Here is a 12782-nt window from a genome sequence, read left to right on the forward strand (position 1 = left end):
GCGCCTGCAGGTGGGCTGCCAAACCTACGCACCGGCAGCGGCCGGGCTCTGCGGCTTGTCGCCGTCCTGCCCGGGCCTTTGCGCCCGACACCGTGATCTAGAGGCTGCACCCGAACAAGAGCGTCACTGCGGGCGGCACCAAGGCTGGCAACGGGCCGGACTCACTGCGGGCGCTGCTGTTGTTCGAATGCGTGCAATTTTTGCGCACCGAGGTTGTGCGCACTCGATCGCGCCAGGGATCGCCGAGACGAGCCCGGCCCCCTGCCCCGGGTCAGACTCGACGAACGATCCAGGTTCCCGCGGTCGCACAGGACCGGCACCATCCGGTCCCCGACCGTCGCCTCATCGCGTCAGCCTTGCAGCGCCGCCATTACCAGGTCAGCACATACCCCACACCGCGCACCGAGCGCAGGGGCAGCGCCATCCCGGTGCTTTCCTGGCATTTGCGCCGCAGCCGATAGACCAGCATCTCGAGCCGGTGCGGATCGAACTCGTGCACGTCGTCGGCAAGCCCGGCGATCAGATCCTCGCGTCGAACCGGCTGTCCCGGGGAGCCGGCGAGCCGGCGCATGACTTGCTGCTCGGCGAGCGTGAGTTCGACCGCGCGACCGTCGGGCAGCAGGATGTTCCAGCCGCGTTCGTCGAGCCGCCAGCCGGTCTCACCACTGCCCTCATCACCCGCCTCACCGCCTTCGCTGCCGTCGGAAGGGACGACGCGGCGCGAGAGGTTGCGCAGCGTGGCGATCAACGCGCTGGCCTCGACCGGTTTGGTCAGATAGGCATCGACACCGGATTCCAGGCCACGCAGCCGGTCGTTGTTGGAGACGTAGCCGGTTAGCATCACCAGCCCGATCGTAGGCGCGGCCTCGCGGAGATGGCGGGCGATCGCGAAGCCGTCCTCATCCGGCAGGCCGACATCGAGCAGCACCAGGTCGTAGCGGCTGGCCACCAGATCGCGATACAGCGCCAGCGCGCCGGGCATGCCGGTCGCCTCGAACCCAGCCGCACGCAGCAAGGGCACCAGGATCTCGTCACGCAGTTCGTCGTCATCCTCGACCACCGCGACTCTGACACGCTCAACCGCCGCCCCGTTCACGCCATGTATCCCATTCCGAAGCGGGCGCCTCTCCCCGCGGGTCATGCGACAACGATAGCAAAACCCCGGTGAGCGCTGATCCCGGTTACCGTCACCCGGCGTGACCGTCAGGCGCAGCCGCGCCATGCCGGCCGTGTGCGGGACGCGGCAGTGCGCCGGGATGCTGGAGCAGCGCTCGTGCCGCGGCAGCCTCATCGGCCGAGAGCGCATCGTCGACACTGCAGCGATCACCCACCCGGCTGGCGACCACACGCCCATCGCGCAGGACCAGCCGCGCACCCGGCTGCCGGGGCACGCGCTCGCCGGGCAGCAACGTCCCGGCGAGATTCAGCGGATCGGACACGCTCACACACATCAGTTCGCCGTCCGCAGGGCGCGCACGGACCGCACGCAGCAAGCCCACGGCCTCGGGCAGCGCGTACTGCTCGCCAGACAGCCCGGCCACGAAGCGGCCGCCGCGGATCTCGCCGCGGGCCTCGAGGCGGCGATAGACCCGCACCAGCTCGCGCCACGGCGGCAGCCAGTCGGGTTCGCGATCGAGGATCCGCCAGCAGACCACGCCATAACGCCGCAACAGCACGCGCGCGACGTGCTCCAAGTCCTCGGCATCGGCACCGTCAGCACCGCGCCTTGGCTGGCTCCAGCGCCCGGCATCGGTGATGCCGACCAGCGGCCTCCCGCGCCGGCGCCCACCGGTCGCCGGCCGACGCGAAGGCGGCACCAGCAATGCGCGCAGGCCCGCGAAACTGTCGCAGTGCGCGCGTCCGGCGGCGACCAGTTCCGACAGCCCGTCCTCCAGTTCGGTCTGCAGCAGGCGCGTGTGCGCCTGCAGGTCGTCGAAGAACGAGGCGCCGTCTCGTGCCAGCGCCTCGTCGACCCGACGCGCGCGCGAAGACAGCACCTCCACGTCTGCCGGCGCCGGCGCCAGCCGCATCCAGCGCGGCGCATCCGGCCTCGGCAGCAGCGCGATCGGGGTCTGGCGCAGGTGGCCACTGCTCCCTTCGCCGGCACGCGGCCGCAGGCGCAGCCATACCAGGCGCCCGGCGGTGCACAGCGCATCGAGCCAGCCGGGCGAGAAGTCCGGCACCCGCGCCGGCAATAGATCCGACTCCCATGCCGCTGCAGGCGCTTCGTAGCCTTCGAACTGCGCCAGCACGCCGGGCAAGGCCTCTGCACCGCGCACGCGACTGCTTCGCGACACACGTTGCCAATCGCACAGAAAGCGGACGTAGTCGGCCACCGGCACCGGCTCGATCTCGCGGCGCAGGCGCCCCAGCGTCTCGCGATGGATGCGGGCCAAGAGTCCACGCTCACACCACTCGACTGGCCCCGCAGCGTCGCCGCAGAACCAACCCCGCATCGCGGTGCCCTCATGCTCAAGCGCGTGCAGTGCCGGCAGCAGCGCGGAGGCGCTCAAGCCGAGCGGCGCGGCCAACGCCTCGGCCGTCACCGGCCCGAGTCCGCCCAGGCGCGCACGGACCAGCTCCAGCAGCGCGGCCTCACGCGTCCACGCCATCGCATACTCGGCCGGCACCGCGACATCGGGCCGGATCGCCGCATCGGGATGCACCACGCGCAGCAGCGGCAGCCGCTCGACCGCAACCCAGACCGCGGCCTCGCCGCCCACGGGCACACGCGTCGCACGCACATCGTCGGCCAGCGCCGCCAGCAGTGCAGGCCAATGCGCGACGGCCGCCGCCTCTTCCTCGGCGATGGCGCCCAGCATCATCAAGGCATCGTGCATCTCGTCCGGCGTCGCCGCGTCCGGCCACGCCTCGTCGCGCACCCGCGCGATCGCCGCAGGATCGAGCCGCCCCAGGTCGTCCGCCGTCGCCGGATCGTCCCAGCGGCGCTGCTGTACCGCCTGGGTTCGGCGTTCCTCGAGAGGGGCATCATCGAGAAAAGCGTATGGGCGCGCATTGATCGCCTCGGCGGCCAGCGGCGACGGCGCGGTCAGCTCGCAGGCGCGTACTTCGATCCGGCCCGCCTCGATGTCGCGCAGCACGGCCAGCCAGCCCGACGCGTCCATCGCGACTTCCAAGCAGTCGTACAGCGTCTGCGCGACCAGTGGGTGATCGGGAATCTCGCGCTCGCCGACGATGTTCTCCAGGCACGCGACCTGGTCGGGGAACACCGCCGCTAGCAGGTCCTCGCTCTTCATCCGCTGCAGCTGCGGCGCGACCTTGCGGCCGCCGGCAAAGCGCGGCAGCGCGAGCGCGGTGGTCGCATTCCAGCGCCAGCGCACGCCGAACAACGGCGCGTCCAGCAGCGCCTGCACCAGCACCTCGCGCGCACTCGCCGCGCGCAGATAGTCCATGACCTCGGCCAGCGGGAAGCTGTGGCTGGTCGAGAGCGACAGCACGATCGCATCCTCGGTCGCCGCTGCCTGCAATTCAAAGTTGAACTTTCGGCAGAAGCGCTTGCGCAGCGCCAGGCCCCAGGCGCGATTGATGCGGCTGCCAAACGGCGTATGCAGCACCAACTGGGTGCCGCCGGTGGCGTCGAAGAAGCGCTCGAGCACCAGGCGCGACTGCGTCGGCAGCGCCCCGAGCGCATCGCGCGCACGCGCCAGGTAATCGACCAGTTGCGTGGCCGCCTCGGCCGATAACCCCACCTCGTCCTGCAGCCAGGCGTGGGCACGCGGATGCCCCGTCGCCTCGCCCGGTGCATCGAGCAAGGCCTCGACCTGCGCACGCAGCCGCGCCACGCCCGCCGACAACGCGTCCGTGCGCCCAGGCGCCTCGCCGATCCAGAACGGGATGTTCGGTGGCAGGCCCTGCGCATCTTCCACGCGTAGCCGCCCCGCCTCCACCCGCAGAATCCGGTAGCTGGCATTGCCCAGCTGGAACACGTCGCCGGTCAGGCTTTCGACTGCGAAGTCCTCGTTGACGGTGCCGATCGACTGCGACTGGGGCTCAAGCAGGACCGTGTAGTCGCCGGTGTCGGGAATCGTGCCGCCGGACATCGTCGCGACCATGCGCGCGCCCTTGCGCCCACGCAGTCGGCGATGCACCGCGTCGCGATGCACGTGGCCTGCGCGCGGCCCGTGGCGCCCGACGAAGCCCTCGGCCAGCATGCGCACGACCGCGTCGAAGTCCGCGCGCGCCAGGTCGCGATACGGCCACGCCCGCCGCACCAGCGCAAACAGCGCGTCCTCGTCCCAATCCTGCATCGCGGTCTCGGCGACGATCTGCTGCGCCAGCACGTCGAGCGGCGCTGGCGGGATGCGCACTGTGTCGAGTTCGCCGCGGCGCACGCAGTCGAGCAACGCCGCGCACTCGACCAACTCGTCGCGCGTGGTCGCCAGCAGCCGTGCCTTCGGCACGCCGCCGACCTGATGACGCGAGCGACCCGCCCGCTGCAGGAACGCGGCGATCGAACGCGGCGAACCGATCTGGCACACCAGGTCGACATCGCCGATATCGATGCCCAACTCCAGCGACGCAGTCGCGACCAGCACCGTCAGCTCGCCGCGCTTGAGCCGCTGCTCGGCGTCGAGCCGGGCCTCGCGCGCCAGACTGCCGTGGTGCGCGGCAACGCGCTCGCGGCCCAGCAGTTCGCCGAGGTGACGGGCCGCCCGCTCGGCCATGCGACGCGTGTTGACGAATACCAGCGTGGTTCGGTGCGCCTGCGCCAGGTCCGCGATGCGCCGGTAGAGCTGCATCGCCTGGTCGTTGGACAGCACCGCCGACAGCGGCGTGGGCGGCAGTTCGAGCGCCAGGTCGCGCGAACGGTCCAGCCCGACCTCGACGATGGTGCAACCGCTGTTGTCCCGCTCCGCTGTGCGGGCCGTGACCTCGCCCGCCCCCGCATGCGAGACCGAGTCGGGCTGGGCATGCGCGGCCGCTGCAATGTCCCCACCGCGCTCGCCGACCAGGAACCGGGCCACCGTGCCGATCGGCTTCTGCGTCGCCGACAATCCGACCCGCTGCAATCGCCGGCCGCACAGCGCCTGCAGGCGTTCCAGCGTCAATGTCAGATGGCTGCCGCGCTTGTCGCCGGCGACCGCATGGATCTCGTCGACGATGACGCTGCGCACATCCCCGAGCATCGCCCGCCCGGAGGCCGAGCCGAGCAACACGTACAGCGACTCGGGCGTGGTCACCAATATGTGCGGCGGCCGTCGGCGCATCCGCGCACGCTCAGCCTGCGGCGTGTCGCCGGTCCGCACCGCGGTGCGGATCGCCACCTCCGGCAATCCCATCGCCGCCAGCGCCGCACCGATGCCGGCCAGCGGCGCTTCGAGGTTGATGCGCACATCGTTCGACAGCGCCTTGAGCGGCGACACATAGACCACCCGCGTCGTGTCCGCCACCTCGCCGCCGGCCTCGAGCCCCTCGCGGACGAGCCCGTCGATCGCGACCAGGAATGCGGTCAGCGTCTTGCCCGAACCCGTCGGCGCCGACACCAGCACGTCGCGCCCGGCCGCGATCGCCGGCCACGCCGCGACCTGCGCCGGTGTCGGCGCCGCAAACGTGTCGCCGAACCACTGCGCGACGGCGGGATGGAGGGTGTCGAGGGGCATGGAACGCATCGTCGCGCGGACGACCGGACGGGGGCGAGGACGGCGGGAGCCCACGATATGCGACTGCCGCAGGCCAGCTTCAACGATGCTTCGACCCGCGTTCAGACCACAGCCTGCACCAGGCCCCGGCCCACCGCGTTACCCTTTCCGCTCGCCTTCCATCATGGCCCGGGGCATGTCCAAGCAACGCTCAGATGTCCTTTTCGCCCTGCGTGAGCTCGCCTTCGGCAAGACCATGCTCGACGGCACCGCAAAGGTGCTGGCTTGGGCCGTGCTGCTGTGCGTGCTCGCTGGGCTGATGGTCTCGGCGCTGCTGCGCTGAGGCCGCGGCGCGCTGCACCTCGTCTGGGCGACACGCGCACGCGCACGTGCGTCACTGCACGCGTGATGGATGGTCTTGAGGATGGTGGGTCGTGATGGATTCGAACCATCGACCAGCGGATTAAAAGTCCGATGCTCTACCGACTGAGCTAACGACCCATCGACGGGCGGCGTACCACCCGGTCAGCACCTCCTGGCCACCAGGGGGCGGAGGATGCCTGCCGCCCTGTGGCGGCACCGGCACAGATGCCGGCGGCGCATTGTACCGGACAGGAGCCGCCGTCTGCAGCGGTGCGCCACCAAGCGTGCTCTAGGCGTGCGGGCCGCCGACGAGCTCACGCCCCTGTTCGGTCAGGTCGATGTCGCCATCCTCGGCCAGCACCGCATAGCCGGCACGCACGGCCCAGTCGGTCTCGGCCTCGGTGATCGGCGTGGTGGCGTCGATATCGCGCAGGATCCGCAACTGGTCGTCGGTCAGGGGCATCGGAGGTGTCCGCGTGTGGAATCCATGCCCACGGTACGCACGCGCTGTGACAGGCACGTCGCGGTGCGCGTCCCAGAACGCGCTAGCGGCGGTGTGCCTCATCTACATCGCGCACGCATCGGCGATGCCCGCATGCACTCAGCGGGTGGGAGGGACGCCGCCGACAATCCAGTCGGCGGCCGCGAGCGCGCCGGCTCAGCCGGCGACGGTCGGCACGTAGTGCGTCGGATCGGGCGCACCCGCAGCGGCGAAGCCATCGGCGCGCAGGCGGCAGGCATCGCAATGGCCGCAGGCACGGCCCTGCGCGTCGGCGCGGTAACACGACACGGTCAGCCCGAAATCCACGCCCAGGCGCAGGCCCTCGCGGACGATGTCGGCCTTGCTCATGTGCTGCAGCGGCGCGTGGACGCGGATGCCGGCGCCTTCGACGCCGGCCTTGGTCGCCAGGTTCGCCAGTCGCTCAAATGCGGCGACGAACTCCGGTCGGCAGTCCGGATAGCCCGAGTAGTCGACCGCATTGACACCGCAGAACAGGTCGGCCGCGCCGATCACCTCCGCCCAGCCCAGGGCCAGCGACAGCATGATCGTATTGCGGGCCGGCACGTAGGTGATCGGAATGCCGGCACTGCCGGCCTCGGGAACCTCGATATCGTCGGTCAGCGCCGAGCCGCCGAACGCGCGCAGATCGACGTCGACGGTCTTGTGCGCGACCGCGCCCAGGGCCGTGGCGACGCGCACAGCGGCGTCGAGCTCGGAGGTATGCCGCTGCCCGTAGCGCACGCTCAGCGCATGGACCGCGAAGCCCTGCTCTCGGGCGATGGCGACGACGGCGGCGGAATCCATGCCTCCGGACAACAGGACGACGGCGTTCTTCATGGCGTTTGTTTCGTGTTTCATATGAATCGAAGGCTAGCGCATCGGGCGTACCGCGGCTGCGGATCGCCAATGCCCCATCACGATGAAGGGCGTCGGCTACCGCCCCGGCTCGTCGTTCCACAGCAGCTTGTGCAACTGCATCTGGAACTTGACCGGCAGGCGGTCGGCCACGATCCAGTCGGCGAGATCGCGGGCGGAGATTTCGCCCTTGCTTGGCGAGAACAGCACATCGCAGCGCTGATGCAGGCCCCGTTCCAGGACGAGATCGCGGGCCCATTCGTAGTCAGCGCGCGAGCAGATCACGCACTTGATCTGGTCGTGCGCGGTCAGCAGCGCGAGGTTGTCCCACAGGTTGCGGTGGGCCTCGCCCGAGCCCGGCGTCTTGATGTCGACGACGCGGCTCACGCGCGGGTCGACTTCGGACACATCGAGCGCGCCCGAGGTCTCGAGCGAGACCTGGTAACCGGCATCGCACAGGCGCTGGAGCAGTCCGATACAGCGTTTCTGCGCCAGTGGTTCGCCGCCAGTCACGCAGACGTGGCGTACGCCCTGCCGGGCGACTTCGTCGAGGATCGCGTCGATCGTCCACCATTCGCCGCCGTGGAAGGCATACGCGGTGTCGCAATAGCCGCAACGCAGCGGGCAGCCGGTCAGACGGACGAACACCGTGGGCCAGCCCGCGTCGCGGGCCTCGCCCTGCAACGACAGGAAGATCTCGGTGAGCTTGAGCCGGTCGGCCGCGGATGCGGCGACCGCATCGGGCGCGACGGCGGTCATCGGATCAGCGCAGGCGCGAGAGCTGGATCGCGCGCAACCGGTCGGCTGCCGTGCGGGCCGCATCGGTGCCCGGATACTGTGTGCCGACCTCGGCCAGCGTGGCCTCGGCCGCGTCCAGATTCTTCAGCCCGTACTGCGACAGGCCGACCTTAAGCAGGGCGCCTGGCGCCTTGTCGCTGGTCGGATAGCGCTGCAGCAGCGCGCGGAACTGTTCTTCGGCCAAGGCGTAGTTCTGGGTGACGTAATAGCTCTCGCCCAGCCAGTACAGCGCGTTGGGCGCGTAGGTGCCCTGCGGGTGCTGGGCCAGGAAGCCCTGGAACAACGTGGCCGATTCGGCGTAGTCGCCGTTGCGCAGCGCGGCGAACGCCTGCTCGTAGGCGCCGCGCTCGTCGGCCGGCGCCTGGGCCGTGGCCGGTGCGGCGGCAGGCGGCGGCGTGAGCGCACCTTGCGCCCCCGTCCCCGTCGCCGGGGCCGGTGCGGACCCGACGGCCCCGCGTCCAAGTTCGGGCAGTTCCATGCCGCCGGCACCGCCGGCGCCACCCGCTTCGCCACCCGTGCCTTCGAGCCGGTTGAGCCGGCCGTCGATATCCAGGTACTGGCTGCGGTTGCTGTTCTTGAGCTGTTCGTTCTGCTGCTGCAGCTCCTCGACCTGCGAACGCAGGGCGACGAGTTCCTGCCGCAGCTGATTGACCTGGTTGAGCAGGTCCATGTTCGCGCTGGTATCTCCCGAGCGGGCCTCGAGCGCGGCGACGCGGTCGGCCAGGCTCGCGCGCTGCGCGGACGCGGGCGCGGCGACCACGAGGGTCGCCGCGAACGCAACTGGGAGCACCAGCCATTGACGCATCGAAGGCATCAGCGGGCGGTGTAGATGATCTCGACGCGACGATTGCGGGCCCAGCAATCTTCGTTCGACTCGGTGCACACCGGACGCTCTTCGCCGTAGCTCACGACGGCCAACTGGGCGGCCGAACCACCGTTGGCCTGCAGCGCCGAGGACACGCCATTGCCGCGGCGCTCGCCCAGGCCCTGGTTGTACTCGCGGCTACCGCGCTCATCGGCGTGGCCTTCGAGCGAGATGCGCGCCGAGCTGCGGTCGCGCAGGTACTTGGCGTGGCAGCTGACGATGGCCTGGAACTCCGGACGCAGCGAGTCCTGATCCAGATCGAAGTAGACCACGCGCTGGCGCAGGCAGGCATCGCTGTCCAGATCGGCCGGCGTGTAGGCACCCGCGGTCGACGGGGTCGGCGCGACCGTGCCGGTGGACGGACCGGTGTCGACCGGCGCTTCTTCCTTCACCTTTTTGGAACACGCGACGGCGGCGGTGCAAAGCAGCGCTGCCAGCATCACACGGGTGGTCGTCTTCATCTCGTCGATCCTTGGTTATGTCGAATCAGGGCAGTGAGTATTGTTATGAAGGACGTGCAGGCAGCGTCAGCGCTGTTCCCGAAACGGACCCCATGCCGGTTCGCGCACATCACCATCGGCGAGGACGAGGCGCTGGCGTACCCGGCCGTCCGAAGAGACCGCATACAGCACACCCCTACGCCCCTCGCGCGCCGCGTACAGGACCATGCTGGCGTTCGGAGCGAAACTCGGCGATTCGTCGAGCGACCCGGGCGACAGCGTGGACCAGCGGGGCGACCCCAGGCTGCGATCCAGCAGTGCAATACGGTACACGTTGCCCGATCCTTGCGCCACGACGATTTTCTTGCCATCGAAGGAGACCGACGGGTCGGCGTTGTAGCTGCCCTCGAAGGTCACCCGGGTGGCGTTGCCGCCGCTCGCCGGCGCCTGATAAACCTGCGGCCGGCCGCCCCGGTCGGAGATGAAGTACAGGCTGGCGCCATCGGGCGACCAGACCGGCGAGGTGTCGATCGCGAAGTGGTCGGTCACCTGAGTCAGCGCCTTGCTGCCCAGGTCCATGACGTAGATCTCGGGGTTGCCGCTGCGCGAGAGCGACAGCGCCAGACGCCGGCCGTCGGGCGAGAACGCCGGCGCGCCGTTGATGCCGCGGAAGCTGGACACCAGTTCGCGGCCACCGGTGGAGATGTCCTGGATGTAGATCGCCGAATTGCCGCGCTCGAAGCTCACGTAGGCGATGCGGCGGCCGTCCGGGCTCCAGGCCGGCGAGAGCAGCGGCTCGTTGGAGCGCACCACGGTCTGCGGGTTGTGGCCATCGGAATCGGCGACAACCAGCGCATAGCGGGCATCCTGCCCCAGCCCGGTCTGGGTCACGTAGGCGATCCGGGTCCAGAACGCGCCGCGCACGCCGGTGATTTTTTCGTAGATCGCGTCGGCCATCTGATGGGCGACATCGCGCATCGCGTTGGCGCGTGCGGTCATCGCCAGGCCGAGCATGCGCTCCTGCTTGGCGACGTCGAACAGCTCGTACTCGACCCGGTAGCCACCGCCGCCGGCGTCGACGACCCGGCCCACGACCAGGAAGTCCTGACGCAGCGCTCGCCAGGTCGGGTACTGGACCTCGCTGCCGCGGGTCGGACGCTCGACGATGTCGCGGTCGGGCAGCGTGCGGAACTGCCCGGAGCGGTCGAGGTCGGCGCGGATCACCGCGGCCACGTCGGTGTCGGGGGCGGTGCCGCTGCCCTGGTAGGGCATCGGGACGACCGCGATCGGCATCGCCTGCGCGCTGCCGCCGGTGATGTCGATCTCCAGGCCCTGCTGCTGCGCGCTTGCCATCATCGGCAGGGCGAGCGCGAACAGGACGATCAGACAACGGATCAGGATGGGTTTCATCGGCCTACCGGACATGGGAATGAGAAGAGACCCGCGCAGCTTGGCCGCTGCACGGCGCAACAAGATGAATCCGGGCGCAATCATGGCGCGCCGGCGGTGAAGGTGATGATGAGCTCACGCTCGAACACCCGCTCGAAGCCCGGGTACGGCAATGGGGAGGCCCAGTACACCGCCTCGAGCAAGGATTGCCGGGCGCCCGCATCGAAACCGCACTCGAGCGCGGGCTCGACCGACACCACCTCACCGCCGGGCAACTGATGGACCAGACCCCTGGCAGCGCACATCGCCGGCGATGTCGGGCTTGCACCACTGGCTCTGCACGGCCTGATGCAGCGCCATCCGATAGCGGGCCTCGAGCCCGTCGCCGGCCCGGCTGGTCCCCGGTGTCGCCAAGCCGCACACTGCCAGCACGCCTCCTGCGAATGCCGCCTTAGCCGTGGAGGCCGCACCTGGCATCGTCAGTCCTGCGCGGTGAAGTTGAAGTTGAGCCGGCGGTTGAAGACCGATTCGAAGCCGGCGTACGGCAGCGGCTCGGCGGCGCGCACCGCGGCCTCGACCGATCGCCGGCCCTGGGCGTCGTACGGGCACGACGGATCGAATTCGACGCTGATCACCTCGCCGCCCGGCAACTGAGTGATGTACAGGCGACAGCGCTGGCCCAACTGGATATTGTCGGGGCGGCGCCAGTTGCGGCGCACGGCCTCCTGGATGGCTGCCGCGTACTTGGCGGCCAGGCCGCTGTCGCCGTCGGGACGGCCGGGCGGCGGGCTCGCCGCCGACGACGCCGCGGACGCGGCCGCACGCTCGGCCGCCTGACGCGCCTCGCGGTCGGCGATCTGCTTGAGCCGCTGTTCGGCCAGGCTCGCCTCGCGCTGGGCTTTCTCGCGCTCTGCGCGCAGCTTCTCCAGCTCCTGGCGGGCGAGCCGGCGCTTCTCTTCGGCTTCCTGCTGCTTCTGCTGCTCGGCCAGCTCGATCTGCGCCTGCCGGCGCTTCTCTTCTTGCTCTCGTTCACGCGCCTCGGCAGCCTGCGCCTCTCGACGCACGGCGTCCTGGGACACGGTGTCGGGCTTGGGCACAACCTCCTGCGGCGCCGGCTGGCGACGCTCGACCGCATCCTCGGGACGCGGTTCGGGCAGCGGCTGCGGCGGTGCGGCGACCGGTTCGGGCTCCGGCTCGGGCAGCGGCTCGACCACCGGCTCGGGCGTGGGGGCTGGCACCGGTTCCGGCGCGGGTTCGGGTACGGGCTCGGCGACCGGCTCGGGGCGGCTGGCGAGCGCGCGCCGGTCGGCCGCGCTCAGCGCGTTGGGGTCGATGACGTCAGCCGAGACCGGCGAGCCGGCGGCCGAGGTCGGGCGCGACGACGCGCTCCACAGCGCGCCGAGCAGGATCAGCCCGAACAGCAGCACGTGGACCAGGATCGCCAGTCCGACTGCGATCGCGTCGTCGGTGCGCGATTCACGCATTCAGTTCGCGCCCTCCTGCGGGCGGCTGATCAGGCTGACCTTGGAGATCCCGGCCTCGTTGATGAGGTCGATGGCGTTCATGATCCGCTGGTAGCTGGCGGCGCCGTCGCCGTTGACCAGGATCGTGGCCTCCGGATTCTGCGTGTGGATGCCGCGCAACCGCGCGACCAGATCCTCGCGCGTGACCGAGGTGTTCTGCTGCTCGACCATCAGCGCTAGCTGGCCGTCGGGGTAGACGCTCACGACCACCGGGTCTTTCGGCGTACCGAGCGATTTGGCGCGCGAATCGGGCAGGTTGATGTCGGTGCCCAGGTTCATCAGCGGCGTGGTGACCATGAAGATGATCAGCAGCACCAGCATCACGTCGATGTAGGGCACGACGTTGATTTCATTCTTGAGCTTGCGCCGCTTGGCACGGCGAAGGGAGATCGACGACATGGCGAGGTCCGGGTTCGTGGACGGTCCAGCGACCGCCCGGCGCGGCTG

Annotated in this window: 12 protein-coding genes and 1 tRNA gene; 1 reads left to right on the plus strand and 12 read right to left on the minus strand. The window is 70.1% G+C overall.

The window, feature by feature from the left end:
- Nucleotides 1-370: 370 nt before the first annotated feature.
- Both MNO14_RS12615 and MNO14_RS12620 read right to left on the minus strand, forming a co-directional pair.
- Nucleotides 371-1060, minus strand: a complete 690-nt coding sequence (locus MNO14_RS12615) for a response regulator transcription factor (RefSeq protein WP_241944070.1) — start codon at nt 1058-1060, stop codon at nt 371-373.
- Between the two features lie 127 nt (nt 1061-1187).
- Nucleotides 1188-5621 carry a DEAD/DEAH box helicase gene (locus tag MNO14_RS12620; RefSeq protein WP_241944071.1) on the minus strand — a complete coding sequence of 1478 codons (4434 nt, stop codon included), beginning with the start codon at nt 5619-5621 and terminating at the stop codon, nt 1188-1190.
- Between the two features lie 175 nt (nt 5622-5796).
- Between MNO14_RS12620 and MNO14_RS12625 the strand changes: the two genes are divergently transcribed.
- Nucleotides 5797-5943 (plus strand): hypothetical protein, encoded by a 147-nt coding sequence (locus MNO14_RS12625; RefSeq protein ID WP_241944072.1) that lies wholly within the window; start codon nt 5797-5799, stop codon nt 5941-5943.
- Between the two features lie 82 nt (nt 5944-6025).
- Here the strand turns inward: MNO14_RS12625 and MNO14_RS12630 are convergent.
- From MNO14_RS12630 to tolR, 10 genes are all read right to left on the minus strand, one after another.
- A tRNA-Lys gene (locus tag MNO14_RS12630) sits at nt 6026-6101 on the minus strand.
- Nucleotides 6102-6252: 151 nt separating this feature from the next.
- A complete protein-coding gene (locus MNO14_RS12635; RefSeq protein ID WP_241944073.1) occupies nt 6253-6426 on the minus strand; it encodes a hypothetical protein in 174 nt (57 codons plus the stop codon).
- Between the two features lie 195 nt (nt 6427-6621).
- Entirely contained in the window at nt 6622-7302 is a 681-nt protein-coding gene (queC, locus tag MNO14_RS12640) for a 7-cyano-7-deazaguanine synthase QueC (protein WP_241944074.1), read from the minus strand.
- 96 nt (nt 7303-7398) lie between these two features.
- Nucleotides 7399-8079 (minus strand): 7-carboxy-7-deazaguanine synthase QueE, encoded by a 681-nt coding sequence (queE, locus tag MNO14_RS12645; protein WP_241944075.1) that lies wholly within the window; start codon nt 8077-8079, stop codon nt 7399-7401.
- A gap of 4 nt (nt 8080-8083) precedes the next feature.
- Nucleotides 8084-8923, minus strand: a complete 840-nt coding sequence (gene ybgF / locus MNO14_RS12650; protein WP_241946338.1) for a tol-pal system protein YbgF — start codon at nt 8921-8923, stop codon at nt 8084-8086.
- 8 nt (nt 8924-8931) lie between these two features.
- On the minus strand, nt 8932-9444 hold the full coding sequence (gene pal / locus MNO14_RS12655) for a peptidoglycan-associated lipoprotein Pal (RefSeq protein ID WP_183426648.1): 513 nt from the start codon (nt 9442-9444) through the stop codon (nt 8932-8934).
- A 66-nt stretch (nt 9445-9510) separates the two neighbouring features.
- Nucleotides 9511-10833: a Tol-Pal system beta propeller repeat protein TolB gene (tolB, locus tag MNO14_RS12660; protein WP_241944076.1), complete on the minus strand. Its 1323-nt coding sequence runs from the start codon at nt 10831-10833 to the stop codon at nt 9511-9513.
- Nucleotides 10834-10913: 80 nt separating this feature from the next.
- Nucleotides 10914-11117, minus strand: coding sequence for a hypothetical protein (locus tag MNO14_RS12665; protein WP_241944077.1), 204 nt, complete (start codon nt 11115-11117; stop codon nt 10914-10916).
- 174 nt (nt 11118-11291) lie between these two features.
- Nucleotides 11292-12296, minus strand: coding sequence for a cell envelope integrity protein TolA (gene tolA, locus MNO14_RS12670; protein ID WP_241944078.1), 1005 nt, complete (start codon nt 12294-12296; stop codon nt 11292-11294).
- Nucleotides 12297-12734: a protein TolR gene (tolR, locus tag MNO14_RS12675; RefSeq protein WP_241944079.1), complete on the minus strand. Its 438-nt coding sequence runs from the start codon at nt 12732-12734 to the stop codon at nt 12297-12299.
- Nucleotides 12735-12782: the final 48 nt, after the last annotated feature.

The sequence above is a fragment of the Luteimonas sp. S4-F44 genome (assembly GCF_022637415.1).
GTDB lineage: Bacteria > Pseudomonadota > Gammaproteobacteria > Xanthomonadales > Xanthomonadaceae > Luteimonas.

What these genes read in the sequence shown, in the direction of transcription:
- MNO14_RS12625 (WP_241944072.1), top strand. Translation starts at nt 5,797, where the DNA reads ATGTCCAAGCAACGCTCAGATGTCCTTTTCGCCCTGCGTGAGCTCGCC.
- pal (WP_183426648.1), bottom strand. Translation starts at nt 9,444, where the DNA reads ATGAAGACGACCACCCGTGTGATGCTGGCAGCGCTGCTTTGCACCGCC.
- tolB (WP_241944076.1), bottom strand. Translation starts at nt 10,833, where the DNA reads ATGAAACCCATCCTGATCCGTTGTCTGATCGTCCTGTTCGCGCTCGCC.
- MNO14_RS12620 (WP_241944071.1), bottom strand. Translation starts at nt 5,621, where the DNA reads ATGCCCCTCGACACCCTCCATCCCGCCGTCGCGCAGTGGTTCGGCGAC.
- MNO14_RS12665 (WP_241944077.1), bottom strand. Translation starts at nt 11,117, where the DNA reads ATGTGCGCTGCCAGGGGTCTGGTCCATCAGTTGCCCGGCGGTGAGGTG.
- ybgF (WP_241946338.1), bottom strand. Translation starts at nt 8,923, where the DNA reads ATGCGTCAATGGCTGGTGCTCCCAGTTGCGTTCGCGGCGACCCTCGTG.
- queC (WP_241944074.1), bottom strand. Translation starts at nt 7,302, where the DNA reads ATGAAGAACGCCGTCGTCCTGTTGTCCGGAGGCATGGATTCCGCCGCC.
- MNO14_RS12635 (WP_241944073.1), bottom strand. Translation starts at nt 6,426, where the DNA reads ATGCCCCTGACCGACGACCAGTTGCGGATCCTGCGCGATATCGACGCC.
- tolA (WP_241944078.1), bottom strand. Translation starts at nt 12,296, where the DNA reads ATGCGTGAATCGCGCACCGACGACGCGATCGCAGTCGGACTGGCGATC.
- queE (WP_241944075.1), bottom strand. Translation starts at nt 8,079, where the DNA reads ATGACCGCCGTCGCGCCCGATGCGGTCGCCGCATCCGCGGCCGACCGG.
- tolR (WP_241944079.1), bottom strand. Translation starts at nt 12,734, where the DNA reads ATGTCGTCGATCTCCCTTCGCCGTGCCAAGCGGCGCAAGCTCAAGAAT.